The sequence below is a fragment of the Roseinatronobacter domitianus genome (genome assembly GCF_023336755.1).
Taxonomy (GTDB): Bacteria; Pseudomonadota; Alphaproteobacteria; order Rhodobacterales; family Rhodobacteraceae; genus Roseinatronobacter; species Roseinatronobacter domitianus.
In genome coordinates this window covers 1-16,789 of the sequence record NZ_JALZWP010000024.1, presented here as the reverse complement: position 1 = coordinate 16,789, position 16,789 = coordinate 1, and the positions used below count along the sequence as shown (strand labels likewise).

The following is a 16,789-nucleotide window of genomic DNA, read 5'->3' as shown; positions in this document are numbered from 1 at the left end:
CCATGTCCCTCATCATCAATCGCCCATGGGAGCGGCCCGCGCAGCATTGGGTCGAAGGCAAAGGCGGCAAGCTGGAGATCAAGCCGGAACGGCGGCCTGCGAGCTACGAGGTGTTCGACGCGCGCAACAACACGAAGCGCACCGAAGTGCTGGACATGGTCAACACGATCCGTACCCGTGTGGATCAATGGCGCGAAGCGGGCTACCCTGGTATCACCATCGTCACACGCAAGCTCCTAGAGCACTGGCACGACGAGACCGCGCGCCAGCACCCGTTCTATTTCTGCCAGCTGGAGGCCATCGAGACGCTGATCTGGTGGGTCGAGGGCGCGGAGGCCTACAAGCAGGGCATTCACATTCCCGGCGATGGCGGCGCGTGGGAACGGCTGTGCAACAAGATGGCCACCGGAGCGGGCAAGACGACCGTCATGGCGATGATCATCACCTGGCAGGTGCTCAACGCGCTGACCTACCCGAAGCGCAACAAAGAGTTCAGCCGCGCGGTGTTTATTGTTGCGCCTGGCCTGACCGTGAAGGGCCGGTTGCAGGTGCTGATGCCGAGCGAGGGCAGCTATTATGACGAGTTCAATCTCTGCCCGTCCGAGTCCATGCGCCAGAAGCTCAATCAGGCCGAAGTGCTGATCGAGAACTGGCACACGCTGATGCCGCTGAAGGAACAGGACCGGTCCGTTGTCAAGAAGGGCAAGGAGTCCGACGAGGCTTTCACCCGCCGTGTGCTCGGGAAACTGGCGGCCCATAAGGACATCATCGTCATCAATGACGAAGCCCACCACGCTTACCGTAAGCCGCCAGAGCTGAAGATTTCGAAAAAGCAGGCGGCAGATCAGGGTATTGACCTGGACGAGGCGACGCGTTGGATCGAAGGGCTAGACCGTATCCACAAGACCCGCCGCATCCAACGCTGTTTCGACCTGTCAGCAACGCCGTTTGCGCCCACCGGTAAGAAGAGCACTGAATCGGCGCTTTTCGACTGGATCATCTCTGACTTCGGGCTCAACGACGCGATCGAAGCCGGGCTGGTCAAAACCCCGCGCGTCGTGGTCCGCGATGATGCGCTGCCAGACGCCACCACGCTCCAATCGAAGCTGTATCACATCTATCGAGACCCCTCCGTATCTGATGACTTGAACCGCAGCAAAGCCGAGCCCCATGAAGCCCTGCCCAAGCTGGTTCAGGATGCTTACACCCTTCTCGGGGCTGACTGGCGCGCAACCGTCAATGATTGGAAAAAGGCGGGGCACCATTCCCCGCCGGTCATGCTGACCGTGTGTAACCGAACGGAAACCGCCGCCCGGATCGAGCATTACTTCAACCAGGGCGACGCCCACTGGCCGGAATTGCAGGCCCCGAACAAGACGTTGCGCGTCGATTCCAAGGTGCTCGAAAAGGCCGAGGTTGGCGATGCGGCATCCCCTAACAAGGAATACGATCAACGCCTGAACGACATCATCGAGGCGTCTGATATCCCGGAGACCCGCAAGCGGCAATTGGTCGCGCTGAAGAAGGAAGAGCTGCTTCGCGAGATCATCGACAATGTCGGCAAGCGCGGCCAAGCTGGTCAGGACCTTCAGAACGTGATTTCCGTGGCGATGCTTTCCGAAGGCTGGGACGCGAAGAACGTGACCCATATCATGGGCCTGCGCGCCTTCACCTCTCAGCTGCTCTGTGAGCAGGTTGTGGGGCGCGGGCTACGCCGCGTGTCCTATGACCGGGACCAGGACGGGTTATTTCTGCCGGAGTACGTGAACGTCTTCGGCGTGCCCCTGTCCATCTCGGAAACCGGCGAAGGTGGGGACCCGCCCCCACCGCCGAAGCCCACGACACAGATCGAGGTCCTGCCCGAGCGGTCTCATCTCGAACTTAAATGGCCGAACGTGTTGCGGATCGAAACAGTTGTTCGATCAGAGTTGACCATGGATTGGAACCAGGTCGAGCCCCTTGTTCTAGATCCGGCCAGCACCCCGATCAGTGCCGAGCTTGCGCCCGCCCTCGGCGGCGCGACGGATATGGGCAAGGTGACTGAGATCGACCTTGAAAAGCTTCCCGACGGGTTTCGCCTTCAACGCCTGGTATTCCGAGCAGCCCGGAAAGCCTTCGCAGAACTCAGCTATGGGTTTACCGGGACCAACGATTATCTGGCATCGCAGCTAGTCAGGATCGTCGAGACATTCCTAACCTCGGATCGGCTGGAAATACCGTCCCTGTTCCACTCCGACCCGCTGCGGCGTCGAATACTCATCGCCTTGAATATCGACCTTGTGGTTCGTCACATACTCCACAACGTCACTGAACAGAACACGGAGCGCTTGACGCCCGTCTATGATGAAGAAAACCCGATTGGCGCAACCGGTCACATGCGCACCTGGTACACGACCAAGCCGTGCTTTCCGACCATCCGATCACATATCAGTCACATGGTCGGAGATTCATCTTGGGAAGGCTATGCCGCGAACATCCTTGACGATCGCAACGACGTGGACGCCTATGCCAAAAATGATCACCTCGGATTTCAGATTTACTACATGTGGGCAGGGTCACGGCGGCGATACGTACCAGACTTCCTGATCCGCTTCAAAAGTGGCGTGACTCTGGTCTTGGAGATTAAGGGGTCCGACAGCCAGCAGAACGAGGCAAAGCGCCACGCACTGAACGAATGGGTGAAGGCCGTAAACGCGGCTGGAGGGTTCGGGCAATGGGCGTGGGATGTCGCGTTCCGCCCTGCTGACGTGCAGGACATCTTGGACCGGTTTTCCTCTCTTAGATCAGGCGGTGGGTGATAAAAGAATGAAGGCTGTCCAGCATCTCGTTTGAATTGACGACCATACTAGTAGCCGCAGCGGAAGCAACAGAACAAGAAAAGGTCAGCGTGATCGTGAATAGCTCAATCAATCACGCCTGTTAGGCCGTGGAAGACCCGCGTTATCCGCCCGACCTGTTCCGCCGCGTGGTCTCTGTTGAAGGCGACGCGGATCGTCCGCGACCTACCAAAGCTGGATATCGACGCGTGAGTCCGTTGTAGATGGGTCGATGAGCTTTTGAGCATCAAAAGATACACGCGATATTCTTTTTCGCGTTCGCATTGCAGGCCGTAATCGCCAAAGCTGAAAATCGGAAGATCACATAATTCTCGGTTGCCGATGCCTAAGCTGATATATGTCACAGTACCTTTCCTCACACTTCTGGCTTATGGTAATCCTGTTCAGGCTGAGCTGAGCTCCGAGCACATGCGTCTTATGTCGAAGGTCGCCGCTGCTACCGAAGACTGTATATACCGTGAAGTTCCGGGTTCGTGTGAGCTTGCAGATGAGCTGTACGCGGAGTCTGTGGCCGCAGGCATTTGTTGGGAGCCTGAGACCAACCCCTATTATTGTAATAGCTCACCTACACCTGAAATAGACGCCGGGTTTCCTTACGACTACTCCCGGGTCCGCCAACAGTTCCAGCAGCTTCCAGAAACTGAGCGCCGCGAACTGCAAACAGCTCTGGCAGAGGCCGAGCATTACTCCGGAGCGATAGACGGCCTCTTCGGTCCTGGGACGTCAAACGCAATCATCGCGGCGCTTCAATCTCAAGGGGCGGAGATCATCGAAGTTCTCGACATGGCCACGCCGGACACGATCATGTCCGCGTTCCGACGGGTTCTAACTGTAAGTAGCGCGGAGCCCCAGGCCCCCGCACCTCCACCCGTCGCTGTCACGCCCTCACCCCCTGAAGGGCCAGAATACCCGTTCGTCGGAAATTGGCGCTGCGTCGAGCATTCCGATGAGTCCGAGATGCCGGTCCGGTTAAGCGCCGAAAGCATCTCCCTTCCTGAAATGGGGCTGACGGTAGACTATAGCGAGGTCAACAGTATCGGCGGGCGGGATACGGCTTTTCATGTTCGACTCCGAGATGGCCAAGAAGCCGCGTTAGTTGAAGTCCAGAAAGCTGGCATGGTGATGATTAGCCCGCTCGGGATTTATTCATGTGACAAAATCTAATGATCTAAAAGGCGGAAGAACGAAAATGCGAAGCTCTACATCGAAAGCTATCCAGTTCAACCCGGCCTCTCGCGCCCGTAAAAGGTAGGTTGCCACCGTCGTTTTGCTCAGTTTGAGCCGAAGCCCGATCTTTCGCACTGAGAGACCCTGCTCATGTGTCAGCCGTAAAATAGTTCGTATGTCTTGAACGGTCATTCGCCTCGCTTACTTGCGTCGTGCCATGCGTCCCTCCGGTCTCATCCAAGACCGACAGAGTGCCGCGACATCGCTGGCAATGACCAACCGTCCAACCGCCCGGAACTTACCGAAATCGCTGTCCGCAACTTACTGAAATGCGTGTCCACGACTTACCGAAACCCGCACTCAGTGCCGCGAACGTCAGGGCATATCGGGCTGACATATGGCGGCCTCCAGCTTGAATCACGCCATTAGAAGCGATGCGTGGCCCAGAAATCTGTCAAAAATCGAGGTGACCTTAAGTGTTAAGCTTGGGTGTCCAGTACATAGAGTTGAATCCATCTTACCGAACTCCGACAGAAGGCAGTCTTACCGGCCCACGAGCGCGTGTGTAAGGTTCGATGCGTTTTGGTTCACCTCCGCAGCGATGTTGCTCGTGTTCAGAGCCCCGATGAGGGTAGTCGAAACGATGTCCGTATTCGGCATCAGCTGGTCGACGTTCACGCTGCCGTCGACGAGCGTCGCCATGTTGGTGGCGACGTTTGCCAGCTGTAGGTCACCCGGCTCGACGTACTGCGCTGAGTTCGCCAGCGACCCAGTGTTTTGTGTTACAGACTCGAGCTCCAGATTAACCAGGTCGAGCGTGTTTGCCTCGATGCCGCTTTTCTGACCGATCACACCGGTGTTTAGAGCGCCGATGACCGTAGTGGTCAGGTTGGTGATGTTCGTTTGAAGCGCGTTCACGGTTTCGGCCGGGCCAAAGAAGTCGATCGCGATAGTGCCGTCCACGATCTGGGAAACGCTTTTCAGAAGGCCAGCCAAAGTACCCTCACCGTCTATGCCATTGACAAAGAGGACGTCTCCTGTGAACTCTGCGAGCAATTCGTCAACATTTGTCGACTCGAGCACGTTGATCGAACCGTCAAGATTGGCGAGGTTTTCAGCGGCATTGAGCATGTTGATCTGCACGTCTTCGACCTGATTAAGTACTTGTTCCAAAACACTATTATCGTATGCATTGTAATTTTCACTAGGTGCTTCCGTAGAACCATAAAATGCTGACAAATCAGTTAGAGTCGTCACAACCCCAACAACGATTGGTGAGAAAAAAATAGGTAAGCCGCCAGATAAAGCCTGACCTACCCCGCCAAATTCTGACCCAAGCACTTTTCCGGTTGGGCTATATCCCGGAACGCTTAAATTTGATGTTTCTATTGTTAACCCACCGAATTCTGGCCAAGCATTTACTGTACCATCAGATTCAGTGTATGATTGTGGCTCAAGTTGTGAGATAAGATTCATTTGTTCTGAAAGAACCGTCAGAGGGTCAGTAAAGCCTTTGTAGAGTTGCGCACCTAGCGTCGCGTAAACAGGTAAACCATCAACGGTAACAGTACCTCCCTCCAAGTATGAAGCAATTTCATAATTAGATCCTGGAAGACTTTTGGTAATATATGCATTTGATAATGTTCCGTCTTCATTAACAATTGCAGATACGGTACCTACACCTATATAATCAGTCCTTGGATCAATATCTAAATTGACAAGAATTCGATCTCCAGCCTGCAGCGTACGCGGTACACCAGTATTTTCTGTGGTTACGTATCCATCGGCATGAGCCGCGCCCAGAGTCCCAAGTATGACTGCTGTGGCGAGCATGGATAGACGCATCCTGAGCATTTTTCTCACTTTGTAAAGTTTCATGCTAACCGAAATTCGCCAAGTGGCATGCATATTGACGCCGAAATTACATGAATCTAGCTTCTGGACAAGCGTTTTTCGTCCCAAGCGGCGCCTGCCGTTGCGCAACAGGAGAAGCGCTTTTGGACGTAATGGGTTCTGGATGATGCCCTTCACTTCATCGAGCCCCACCTTACGATAGGTGGCTAAAAGAATAGACAGCTTAGCGAGCGAAGCGGAGCGAGTGAATAAGGTGGAGCGCATCGCGCCCCGCGTGGTCCATGATTTTCAGCCCACGTTTCTCCAGCTAGGACCGTGGTGCCAACCGAGCCACCGCAATTTTCGCGTGCAGGATGTCGCCCCTCAGAAACCAATCGGCCCGGACCTCCCAGTCTGGTCCGGCAAGCACCCTCTCATGTAGCTAGATTACCCCGTCGACGTAAGCGGCGTCACAGATCAATTCATCGCCCGCACGAAACGCCGGGTGGTCTGTCACGCCCGGTCTGAGCGGCATCCCTTCGGGCCAGCGCTTCTTGGCGAGGTGTTCCGCGCAGGCGGCGTCATCGAGAAACAGCGCCTCGAACTCTTGGCGTGACATGCGGCGACCTGATGACAAGTGTGCAGCATGTAGGCATGTAGAAACATTTCGCTAGACACAATCCCAGGTTACCACATCTTGTGGGACCGTGCTCAAAGGGATGATCCTCTCTCTAGAGATAATCCCATAAAACGAATGATCCACACCTGCACTCAGCAAAGAACTTGATTGAATGACAAGGCATGGCAGTATCAGTGATATTCCTAAGTCGTTGATGGTGCTTCATGAAAATGGCTTCGACGTTTAGCTCTGCAATTGCGAGATGCGACTTCTGCGCACTGTTCGTAACCGCCCGCTCTCTCGCCGTCCTCTCCGCGCTTCTTATGGGCGGCGCGGCCACCGCCCAGGAGCCCTGGAACGGGCCACGCCCGAGCGGGATGACTCAGGCGCATGATCGCTACGCCGCATCCGCCCTGGAGGTGTTTAACCGCCTTGGCCGGGACTTTAACGGGAACCCGAATGATTTCCATGATGAGACCTGGACCTGGCAGAACGGGCGGAACGGATTGAGCCCCCTCTCCAACATGGACAGCGCAACGATCGGCTCAGTCATCACCGGTCGGTATTTTGTGTATTCGATGTTCCTCTACCCGGAGTATTGGAGCGTGATCTACCACGCACCTGACGGGGTCAGCCATTACTGTCTGGCGCAGGGGGGCGGGTCCTATGCGGAGTACAGTTTGGACCGTTACGTCAACAAAGCGGTCTTCGGCCTGTCCGGCGTGCTGTATTGGGATCCGGAGACGGAGCGCACCCGTCGCCCGAACCTGCGCCGCAACTACGGTTGGCCGATGGTGGGCGACGGGCGCACCGGTCGTATCGCGGTTTATGGGTGGGATGACGGGAGCTGGTCCACGAATATAGGCTGGGTCCAGTCGGCATACGCGGCCGCCTTCGCGGAGCACTGCCCTAACCTCCCCCGTGTGGCGGAGGTGAACACTGCGCAGACGGGACGATCGGCTGATGATCTGCGTCGTAACGCGCGCGCCGTCGGGTTCCCGACCGCCTTCGAGAGCGACCCGGCGGACCCGCTGACGGTCAACATGTTCTACTGGGCGAACCCGCCCCAGTGACCTCACGAAACCTGATGTACGAAATAGAGCGCTGTTTTGGCTATCTGATTGCGTTCATAGGCCGCACTTGAGGATCGTGACCTCATCGTCCAGCAGCAAACTGGAAGCCACAGCGCGGTCCTGAGTAACAAGAACGGGGACCAACCCCAAGGTCTGTTCAAGACCTTCCGGGCGTGTAGGAGTTCGGGCGTGACAGGAGCTTCTTCATCAGCGTCGAGCAGCTGGACGTACCGGACCAGAGCTTCCTCCGTCGCATCGAGACCGCTGTCCCGATAGGCGGTTAGCAGATCAGATAATTCGCGTAGTGACGCAGTCGATCGCGCAAGCCGGAGCGCATCAGTGGCGGCGGCATCCAGTACCTTGAGCCTGCGTTTTTCCCGCCAGGACCGCGTTGCCGACCGAGCCACCGCGAGCTTGGCGTGAAGGATTTCGTGCCTCAACAGCCAACGAGCCCTCGCTTCCCAGTCCGGTCCCTCGAAAATGCGCTCATGTATCCAAACCACTCTACCGTCGAAAGCGGCGTCGGAGAGCAGGCCGTCGCCTACACAAAACGCCGGGTCATCTGTCACGCCCAGTCTCAGCGGCATCCCGGTCTGGAACCAGATTTGCATCCTCGCTCGGTTCCTGAACGCGAGGGATGACCGGGTCCAGGCCACGGGTCCGGACCCCTGATTTGCAGGGGCCCTTCGGGACGTAAATCTTGAAAACGGTATCATAATACCCCATATAAGACGTGAGAGGCAGCAAGCAATGTTTTCGGGCCTGAATTAGGGCCGAAAACCGCGCAAGGCGCGAGGGTCGCCCAGTAGGGCTCCGATAGTCGCCTGCGGCTCCAGAGGGACGGGTCCAAGAGAACAGACGATGCGGCAAAATGTGTTGAAAATTTACCTCGATGACCACGAATGGAACCACGTCGTCGAAATGGCCGCCAGCGTCTCAATGCCCTTGTCCGGCTTCGCGCGCACATTTCTCGTGACCCAGAGACCACCCAGGCCGAAAGCATCCGGCGTGACTGTCGAGGCCGTAGCCGCGCTGAACCGGTGCGGGGCGCTCCTGAACCAACTCGCACGTGTTGCGAACAGTTCGCAGACCCTCTCACAGGCTGAAATCCGGAAGGTGACAGCCGCGCGAGAGCGTCTTCTCGCCATCGCTGAACAACTGACAGGAGATCGAACATGAGACGTCACACCACCACGGTCCGGAGCATCGCCGCTGTAACGACAATCCTGACCGGTCTGTTCGCTGCGCTCTTCGCCCGGTCGGTCTCGCCGCGCGCGCCCCGCCGTCGGCCAGCGAACCCTTCACGGCGGAGGGCCCAGCGATGATCGGTAAGCTGAGAAAGGGCGATACCTTCGGCGGCCTTGCGCGCTACCTGACCAAGGGCGGACGGGGGCGGGTCTTGGCGCTTGATAATCTGGCATCTGACAGCCCGGTGGCCGCAGCGAACGAAATGACCATCGCCGCCGCCACGTCCTATAGGAGCCAAAAACCAGTTCTTCACATTTCGATCAGCTACGCGGCGGGCGAAATTGTCACCACTGACCAGATGCGTGATGACGCGCGGCGGGTCCTCAGAGCGCTTGGCCTGAAGGGGCACCAAGCGGTCCTCGTGGCGCATGACGACACAGACCATCCCCATGTGCATGTCATGGCGAACAGAGTCGGCCCGAACGGGAAGGCGGTGTCGGACAGCCAGAGTTATTCGCGGGTAGAAGCGGCCCTTCGAGAAATCGAAACCGAGAGAGGCTGGGCCCCGGTCCTCGGGCGGCACGCGCCATCGCCAGCCACAGGGCAGCGCATGACGGGACATCGTACGTCGCGGGACCCAAGGCAGCATGAGGTGCCCGACCGGGTCCGCAGGTCCCTATTGACCGCCGGAAGTTGGGCGGAACTCCATCAAGGTGTCCGGAGCGCCGGGTGGCGGTTTGAGGTTGTCCGGAAGGGGCGTGGGTCGGGAGCCCTTCTTATCGGCCCCGGCGGCGAGCGAGTGGCGGCTGGAAAAGTGGATCGGGCGGCAACCCTGACCAACTTACGGAAACGCTTGGGGCGCGACCCGGAAACCCGCAAACGGGCGCTGGCAGTACTTGCGCAAAGTCGGGCCAAGGGGCCGCGCCGCGCGCCCTTGAGTGCTGAATACGTGCTGGCGGCGGCCTTGAGGCCTATGCTGACCGGTGGCCTTCCGCCGACTCTCCGGCCCCGCCGGTCAGGACCACGGCTGCCCGGCCTGCCGCGTCTCTGAAGAAGGAGGTCCCAATGGCCCGCATCCGCAAACCCACATCGACCGAACCGCGCGCCAGTTCCGAGGTTGACCCTGAAACCGGCGATGATCTGCGCCGATTTATCGAACATGCCTCGGATATGATTGCGGCGCAGGAGGTGGTCCGGGTCAGCCTGGCAGATGCCACCGCCGCGCTGGAAAAAGCCGCGACCAGCTACGACCGGACCGCGCTTGCAATCGCCCGCCGCGAACGCGACGGGATCGCCGTCCGGCTTGAGACCGACATCGACGCTATGATCCGGCGGGTCCGGGACGCGCTAACCGAGCCGGTAGTCCGGGCGGAGCGTGTCGCGCGGGAGGCGCGCATGACCGCCGCGCTGGCCGGACTGGCCGGGGCGCTGATCGGCGCTGCTGGGCCGATCATCTTCTTGTTGATCCAGATTAGCTGAGAGGTAACAGATGAAGAACGCAGAGGCCATCGCGCGCTTGCTCAGCGCAGCCGAGACCGCGCAGGACCCACTCGACGAACTCGCCTGTCGCCGTGCCGGGTCGTGGTTGCGCTGGTGCGACGGTTTTGGGGCCACTCTGACCCGTCCCGAGGCGCAGCGTGTTGCGGCAGGCGGGGCCCTGGGCGAAGCGGCGCGAGGACTGATCCGCCGGTTAGCGGAAACCTACCCGGTCCCTCCGGAAGACGCCCGCCTCGACTATCTTGCTGATGATAGCGAAACGACGTCGGGGCTTCAGGACATCGCGCGGTGGTCAGCAGCGACAACCAAGCCGGGGAAGGCGCGGCGAGAAGATGATATCGTGCGAGGTGCGGTGGTGAAAGACCCTTTTGATACGGGTGTGGCTCCCCGAGGCGCTTCTGATTTGCCTGTCCTTGATCCCTGGGCCTAATAACGAAACCGGGCCCAAAGGCCCAGCTCATCAGCCTATACAGGATAGGCTACCCATTTTCGCAACGGTGATAGCCTGGTGCCCATTCAGTACGGGATGTCTTCGGGCTGATCATAAGAGATCAAGATTTTATGGGTGCGTTTGACAAGGAGGTTAACACACATCGCGAGATCGTCATTCGGTGCGTCGTTGGGCCTCGCGACCGCTTCATGGATCGCAGACACGATCTGCTTGGACGATCGATGCTTAATGCCGAAAAATTCGCTGGCAATGCCATGCTCCATCATCTCGATGATGATCAAACCTGCAATCGCGGTTACCAGATCACGCTTGGCGACAGGGTAAGAGAGGCAGATTTGATTGTCCTGCGGCGGATATTCTCTAGGGCAGCAAACACTCAGCTCACAAGTAGACATATTAAGAGAAATCCGAGCCCAGTCGCCGATGAAGCATTTCGCGACTTTCTCGACGGCTTCATGCGCGATCTCAGCCATGCCGATAGCAATCGCACCAATATCGAATACCCGTTCAGCGCATGCGATTTCGTTTTTGTAATCAATAGTGATCTTCATCTACTTTCCTTTCTTGAATAAGCTCAAAGTTGACGGCTTGCTGATCAGTGGCCGCTACAGCTTGCGCTGGAGGAGCTTTTCCTGTTTCGTCCTGTGAAGCCGCTCGGCTTTGGAAGCGCTGATGAAAAGTTCCAGCCAATCCTCACAAGCGCGCCCGTATTCCGCATATACGAACGCCTCAACACATTCGCCGAGCAGGGCGTCGGGCGTAACTGACAGGTTGACAAATCCGCCGTCGCCCAGCTCGAACAAACGGACCAGAGGTGCGTTGGGCCGATCCCCTGTATGACGGCTCAGCTTCAGTTCAGGTTTCAGCATCACGAAGTAGCCGCCCCGATCATCGGGGTGCGCGAACGGTTCCGGGGCTTCAAAATCCCTCTGGAGCAGTTCCGGAAGGAAAAGCTTCTTCATCGCCCTCTCGGGGAAATGGTAAAAGCCGGGGGCGACTCCGGGCGCGGGCCGATAGTTCTCAAAATTCATCCGCTTGTCTCCTTGTTGTGCGGCATGGGCGGCGATCTCCTCCAGGTCAGCGAGAAAGGCGGCGAAGTCCTCCTCAGGGGTGGGGTTTTTGCGTTCTTCGGGCGTCATGTTGAGTATCCTTTTCATGGGGTGTCAGTTCAGGGTCGGTCCGCCCCCGGCTAAGGCCGGGGACGGAGACGGGGTCAGCAGGTCGGAGCCGAGGGCACGTACCGTGCAGCACCCTTGTATTCACCAGAAGTGATCCGGCCGCCGTTCTCCCAGCCCAGAGAGACCAGCTCCTTTGCGACCCGCTTGCTCAGGGCGGGGGTCATGTCAGCGGGCGCGATTCCCATTTCCCCCAGGATCGCTTTCGTGGTGACTTCGGTCAGGCCCTCAACGATGTCCGCAATGTCGGACCGCCAGGGGTCTTCGGGACGGCGCGCGCTGGCCTCCTTGAGGGCGATCTGTTCCACTTCGCCCTCCATGTACCACTTCTCTCCCCGCCGATACCGGGCCACGGCTTCCGCCCAGAGCTGATCCCGGTCCCGTGCGAGGCCTTCCAGATCAATCTTTCCAACCTTTACCGGCCAGAACCTGCGCCCACCGGTTTCGTCCGGCTGCCAATCTTTGCGGTTGGTGGTACCGGCAAAGATGCACCGCCGGGGGACTTGAACATTTTCCCTTTCGAAAGGGGGCCGATACTTTTCGACCTGCCTCGTCAGGAACACCTTGGCCATTTCCGGCCTACGGGTCATCGCTTCCATCTCCGCGATCTCGACGATCCAGTGTCCGTTCAACTGCATCGAGGCGTCCTTGGAAAACATGTCGGTCAAGCAGTCAGAAAACCACTCCGCCCCAGCGAGAGTTGCGAGCGCGGTTGATTTCTTCAGCCCTTGCGGGCCTTCGAGGACCAGCATGTAGTCAGCTTTGCAGCCCGGCTGGAGACCCCTTGCAGCCCCTGAGATAAACCACATACGGCCTGCAGTGGATACGTACTCGCTGTGTTCAGCGGAGAAGTAAGTCGACAGCACAGTCCCCAGACGATCTTTCCCGTCCCACTTCACGCGACAAAGATAATCGCGTAGCGGATCGAACGAATTATCCCGACACACCTTGCGAACGGCGGCAAGCACGTCGCATTTGGCGATGTTCGGGAACCCGGAATGATTGAGATACACCTGCACCGAGGTGTAATCGTGGTCCTCAAGGGGGCGAGGGAAGGCCACTCCCTTCTCTCCCGGCACAGGCTTGTTCAAGATCCGCTCATGGGAGAGGGCGTTATAAGAGAAAATGCCCTGGAAAGCGGGATCATGCGTCAGCAGCATGATCGCGTTTGCGACGTTGTGTTTCGGGTTTCCCTTGTTATCCAAGATGAAGTCGAGGGCGGCACGATCCGCCTGCTCCTGCACCTTCTTTTCCTCGGGGACCGACTCCTCCTGCTGCTCGATCTGGGAGGACAGGACTTTGAAAACGTTAGCCATTACGCTGCCTCCTGAGCGAATTCGACAAAATCGCGGCGCTTGCTGGGCGACAGGGCCCGGAATGTGCTCAGGGCATAGGCTTCCAGCTCGCTCGGCCCGGCACAGGCCGCCCACCAGAGCGCATCGTCCATCGGGTCGAGGAACGGAGGCAGGGGTGCACCGGCACCGCCCAACACCGTTTCGGCGACCACGACCGCGTCATCAGGGCTGAGGCTGCGCAGCGCGGCCCACGACAGTGCCGCGCACTCATCAGGTGCGAGGCGGGCCTGCCAGACAGCAGACGCTCCTTCCCATCCGGCTTCGTCAGAGAGGGTGAGGGCATACCCGAGGACCCTCGTGGCCCCCAGATGACGCCGGGTGATCAGTTTCGAAAAAGAATGTGCCAAGACAGTCTCCATTGACTGTCCGGGTTTTTTCCGCCATAAATATTATGGAAAAAGGGCGGTTCCCGGACCGTTTCAGTTTGTCGGGTCGCACCCCGACGGCTCCAGAACCCCGGCCCTCAGCCGGGGTTCTTTACGTTCATGCGGCGAGTGCCTCAGAACGTATCTGTTCGAACTGCTCGATGTCGGCGAGCCGCCAGCGCGTGACACGCGGGGTCAGCCGGACCGGGTCCGGAAATTCGTTTTCGGGGGAGCGTGCCCAACGCCAGATCGTATTGCGGCTCACGCGGAACCGGGCAGCGATCTCGTCGGCATTGACCCAGATCGTGCCCGTGATCTGAGGCTTGTCGGTCAGATTGTTCGGTTGCTTGGTCATGGGTTACCTCCTGTGTATGGAAGGGGTAACCCAGAGCTTTTTGGGCGTCAGGATGGTCAATAGACTGCGCCGTTATTTTTTTGGCTAAGGATAGAAGAGGTCTTCGAAGGGATCGAGCTCGTCGTCCGCCATATCTTCACGTTCGAGCATCTCAAAGAAATCATTCCAAACGAAGGCGGCCGCGCCGAGTGCAGAATCCAGCCGTTTTGCCTTTAACCGAAGGGCGTTGGGCGATGGGACTTCGTGGCCGCGTGCAATGTAGGCGTCAGTTGAGGCCGCCGTGAGAAAACGGCCCATCGGACCGCAGTCTTCCCTGTCATTATTGGAAAACCGGACCAGTCCAGCAGTGACGCTCCAAACACCGATGCACCAGAACATGAGGGTTCGCGCCTCCCGAAAGTCCTTGTTTGCCAGAGGACTAAAGTGCTCGGGGTTCAGTCGATCCAAGACCTCAAGATTATGCGCGTACTCCCTGAGACTCTGAACCTGCTTGTCGGTCCCCAGAAGGTTGAGAGCCTCGGAATCTAGCCCCATTTCTTCCGCGTCTTTGATGGCTTGCGCGCGGGCTTTGCCGGTCAGGTTCTCAACCTTGTTGATCTGCTTGGTCAAGGTCTTTGGACTGCGCTTCTTCATTCCGCCCTTCTGAGTGGTTCGAGAAAACCGCGCCGCCGCCCTATCCAGCTTCGAAATGGCCCATTGAATATCTTCCGAAGATACGTCGCACGCTGCGAGCTCACGCGCGATTACCTCCTGGTTCGCGGGTGAGATCATTTCTGGCATGTGGTGGCCCCCAGAAATCCAGCCCAGTCTTCCATCATCTGCCGGCGCTTATCCATCATGTCTGACCGCCGATATGCGCGTTCGACTGCCGAGCCGACCTGATGCGCGAGCGCCATCTCCGCCATCTCGGCGGGGTATTCTGTCCGCTCTGCCGCCCAGTCCCGGAACGTGCTGCGCAGACCGTGGGGTACGGCGGGCCGCTTGGACCGGGCATCAAGATAGCCACCCTTGCGCGCTTCGTTGATCCTCTTCATGCACGCGCTGAGCGCCATGTCCGAGAGCGCACCGCCGCGCGCAGCCGGAAAAACGAACGGGCTGTCGCCCATGCGGTCCATCCCCTCCAGAAGCGCCTTCGCGGCCACACTGAGCGGCACCCGATGCTCCCTCACCGCTTTCATGCGTCCCGCAGGAATCGTCCAGACGCCAGCCGTAAGGTCGAGCTCGTCCCAAGTCGCTTCGCGCACCTCACCGGACCGGGCGGCGGTAAGAGCGGCGAATTCCAGCGCTCGACTGGCGAACCCCTTTCGCTTTTTCAGGTCCGCGAACCAAGTCGCCGCTTCTTCGATTTTAAGGGCCGGGTGATGTTCCACAGCAGATCCTTTCTTCGGTTTCGGTAGCACCGCGTCGAGATTACCCTTCCAGCGGGCGGGATTGTCACCGGTCCGGTGGCCGTGAACCGTCGCCCATGCCAAGACGGCTTCGATCCGGCCCCTCAGCCGGGTCGCGGTCTCTGTTTTTGTGGTCCAGATCGGTTCAAGCACCCGCTTTATGTCGTCGACGGTGATATCGGCGACCGGCATGTCGCCCAAGGTCGGGGCGGCGTAAGTTTCGAGGGTGGAGCGCCATTGCTTCTTGTGCTTTTCGTTCCGGAACTCGCTCGCTTTCGTCTTGATGGTCTCCTCCGCCGCGTCGGTGAAGGTGACTTGCGAGCGGCGCGCCTCTTGGGCGGCCCGCTTCTCACCCAGAGGGTCGCCGCCCGACCGGATCAGCTCGCGGGCATCGCGCGCTTTCTCTCGTGCTCGGGCCAGGGAGACCTCCGGGAACGGACCGAAGCCCATGCTACGGCGTGCCCCCTGGGCGACGTAGCGGAGAAGCCAGGAACGCGCCCCTTTTGGTGTGATCTGGAGATAAAGGCCGGTGACCCCGCCAACCGCATAGGCCACGTTACCCACGCCGCCCGGGTGGCTCAGGTTCCGCACAGCTATGGCGGACAATTCTTTCGCTATACGCGGCATCGCAATTTAACCTTACGTGTCTATCTACCCACCATAAGAACATGATATGTTATGATACTGAGTGCAACCCAATGTTACACTAATCCGCGTAAGATACTGTTTTGAAAACCCTTAAAGTGACTTATGGCGCTCAGTGTTACCAACTCATGGCGGCCTGTCTCTCCGCCATAACCTGTTTTAAGTTATTGAAATTACTTTCAAATTTTAAAGTTTAGATCTATGGCCCCATGTTTGTTCCCATGTGGGGTCTGTGGTTTCTGAGAGGTCCGTAGGATAAGGTGAGCCGATTGCGTTCTAAATGATCCCTCGGCGGCGGTGAGCAGCTTTGCAGAATGGTATTCATCTACTCCTTGAGAACCTTGCTACACCCGGCACGCGAGCAAACGCGATTTCAGCATCGACCAATTCGCCTTCGAAAAACTCCCCACCAAGGCTTCGAAGTTTTCCGGGTTCGGCCTTGAAACTTGATTCGGCCCGCTCTGCGCCCTTTCTGTCGGGATAGCTCGCGAGCAAATGGATTGACCACTTGCCCAGCGCTGCAGGTGGTTGTGGCAGAGGGCCATGTGGTTTGCACGCATGAGCGCGTTATCGACCGATCACACCGTAAACCCGGACGCTTTGTCTACGACTGGCGCCATTATCTCGCGCTCGCCATTGTCCTCGGACCAATGGCGGACAATGGCTCGCTTCAGCGCAAGCCCGGGGCTCTGCGGAATGGCGCGCCCTTCCTCGAGATGCCCGAACCTTTCCGAAAGCTTCAGGCGAAGATGCTGCGCCAGCCCGGCGGGGACCGTGAGATGGTCGATATCCTGTCTTTGGTGTTGCACCATGATGAACAGGCGGTGCTCCGTGCCGTCGA

Annotated in this window: 16 protein-coding genes and 2 pseudogenes; 7 read left to right on the top strand and 11 right to left on the bottom strand. The window is 58.4% G+C overall.

The genetic code is table 11. The annotated features are described in order from the left end of the window. The first annotated feature begins 2 nt into the window (after nucleotides 1–2). Entirely contained in the window at nucleotides 3–2,798 is a 2,796-nt protein-coding gene (locus M3N55_RS15455) for a BPTD_3080 family restriction endonuclease (protein ID WP_249060751.1), read from the top strand. Between the two features lie 104 nt (nucleotides 2,799–2,902). Here the strand turns inward: M3N55_RS15455 and M3N55_RS15450 are convergent, their stop codons facing one another. Then, entirely contained in the window at nucleotides 2,903–3,181 is a 279-nt protein-coding gene (locus M3N55_RS15450; protein ID WP_249060749.1) for a hypothetical protein, read from the bottom strand. A 73-nt stretch (nucleotides 3,182–3,254) separates the two neighbouring features. On the opposite strand from M3N55_RS15450, the gene M3N55_RS15445 reads away from it, so the two are divergent. Continuing rightward, nucleotides 3,255–4,001 carry a peptidoglycan-binding domain-containing protein gene (locus M3N55_RS15445; protein ID WP_249060747.1) on the top strand — a complete coding sequence of 249 codons (747 nt, stop codon included), beginning with the start codon at nucleotides 3,255–3,257 and terminating at the stop codon, nucleotides 3,999–4,001. A gap of 51 nt (nucleotides 4,002–4,052) precedes the next feature. Here the strand turns inward: M3N55_RS15445 and M3N55_RS15440 are convergent. The 3 genes and pseudogenes from M3N55_RS15440 to M3N55_RS15430 form a co-directional block, all read right to left on the bottom strand. Continuing rightward, nucleotides 4,053–4,196, bottom strand: a pseudogene (locus M3N55_RS15440) (helix-turn-helix domain-containing protein); the annotation flags it as partial. A 351-nt stretch (nucleotides 4,197–4,547) separates the two neighbouring features. Continuing rightward, nucleotides 4,548–6,122 (bottom strand): hypothetical protein, encoded by a 1,575-nt coding sequence (locus M3N55_RS15435; protein WP_249060746.1) that lies wholly within the window; start codon nucleotides 6,120–6,122, stop codon nucleotides 4,548–4,550. 157 nt (nucleotides 6,123–6,279) lie between these two features. Next, nucleotides 6,280–6,456, bottom strand: coding sequence for a hypothetical protein (locus M3N55_RS15430; RefSeq protein WP_249060744.1), 177 nt, complete (start codon nucleotides 6,454–6,456; stop codon nucleotides 6,280–6,282). 224 nt (nucleotides 6,457–6,680) lie between these two features. On the opposite strand from M3N55_RS15430, the gene M3N55_RS15425 reads away from it, so the two are divergent. The 4 genes from M3N55_RS15425 to M3N55_RS15415 all read left to right on the top strand — a co-directional run bounded on the left by M3N55_RS15425 (nucleotide 6,681) and on the right by M3N55_RS15415 (nucleotide 10,644). Beyond that, nucleotides 6,681–7,529: a hypothetical protein gene (locus M3N55_RS15425; protein ID WP_249060743.1), complete on the top strand. Its 849-nt coding sequence runs from the start codon at nucleotides 6,681–6,683 to the stop codon at nucleotides 7,527–7,529. A 1,321-nt stretch (nucleotides 7,530–8,850) separates the two neighbouring features. Beyond that, nucleotides 8,851–9,768 carry a relaxase/mobilization nuclease domain-containing protein gene (locus M3N55_RS16880; protein WP_428982680.1) on the top strand — a complete coding sequence of 306 codons (918 nt, stop codon included), beginning with the start codon at nucleotides 8,851–8,853 and terminating at the stop codon, nucleotides 9,766–9,768. A 14-nt stretch (nucleotides 9,769–9,782) separates the two neighbouring features. Beyond that, a complete protein-coding gene (locus M3N55_RS15420) occupies nucleotides 9,783–10,196 on the top strand; it encodes a hypothetical protein (protein WP_249060742.1) in 414 nt (137 codons plus the stop codon). A 10-nt stretch (nucleotides 10,197–10,206) separates the two neighbouring features. Continuing rightward, entirely contained in the window at nucleotides 10,207–10,644 is a 438-nt protein-coding gene (locus M3N55_RS15415) for a hypothetical protein (protein ID WP_249060741.1), read from the top strand. Nucleotides 10,645–10,730: 86 nt separating this feature from the next. On the opposite strand, the gene M3N55_RS15410 is transcribed toward M3N55_RS15415, so the two are convergent. The 7 genes from M3N55_RS15410 to M3N55_RS15380 form a co-directional block, all read right to left on the bottom strand. Beyond that, nucleotides 10,731–11,216 carry a hypothetical protein gene (locus M3N55_RS15410; RefSeq protein ID WP_249060740.1) on the bottom strand — a complete coding sequence of 162 codons (486 nt, stop codon included), beginning with the start codon at nucleotides 11,214–11,216 and terminating at the stop codon, nucleotides 10,731–10,733. Between the two features lie 54 nt (nucleotides 11,217–11,270). Then, nucleotides 11,271–11,804, bottom strand: coding sequence for a hypothetical protein (locus M3N55_RS15405; protein WP_249060739.1), 534 nt, complete (start codon nucleotides 11,802–11,804; stop codon nucleotides 11,271–11,273). A gap of 74 nt (nucleotides 11,805–11,878) precedes the next feature. Then, nucleotides 11,879–13,156 carry a virulence-associated E family protein gene (locus M3N55_RS15400; RefSeq protein WP_249060738.1) on the bottom strand — a complete coding sequence of 426 codons (1,278 nt, stop codon included), beginning with the start codon at nucleotides 13,154–13,156 and terminating at the stop codon, nucleotides 11,879–11,881. Then, the gene (locus M3N55_RS15395; protein WP_249060737.1) at nucleotides 13,156–13,542 is read right to left on the bottom strand and encodes a hypothetical protein; all 387 of its coding nucleotides are present in this window, start codon (nucleotides 13,540–13,542) and stop codon (nucleotides 13,156–13,158) included. The genes M3N55_RS15400 and M3N55_RS15395 overlap by 1 nt, the downstream gene beginning before the upstream one ends. A 136-nt stretch (nucleotides 13,543–13,678) precedes the next feature. After that, nucleotides 13,679–13,915: a helix-turn-helix transcriptional regulator gene (locus tag M3N55_RS15390; protein ID WP_249060736.1), complete on the bottom strand. Its 237-nt coding sequence runs from the start codon at nucleotides 13,913–13,915 to the stop codon at nucleotides 13,679–13,681. An 84-nt stretch (nucleotides 13,916–13,999) separates the two neighbouring features. After that, nucleotides 14,000–14,695, bottom strand: a complete 696-nt coding sequence (locus tag M3N55_RS15385; protein WP_249060732.1) for a hypothetical protein — start codon at nucleotides 14,693–14,695, stop codon at nucleotides 14,000–14,002. Continuing rightward, on the bottom strand, nucleotides 14,683–15,930 hold the full coding sequence (locus M3N55_RS15380; RefSeq protein WP_249060730.1) for a tyrosine-type recombinase/integrase: 1,248 nt from the start codon (nucleotides 15,928–15,930) through the stop codon (nucleotides 14,683–14,685). The genes M3N55_RS15385 and M3N55_RS15380 overlap by 13 nt, the downstream gene beginning before the upstream one ends. Nucleotides 15,931–16,430: 500 nt before the next feature. Here M3N55_RS15380 and M3N55_RS15375 point away from each other — a divergent pair. Then, nucleotides 16,431–16,789: pseudogene (locus M3N55_RS15375) on the top strand (hypothetical protein); the annotation flags it as partial.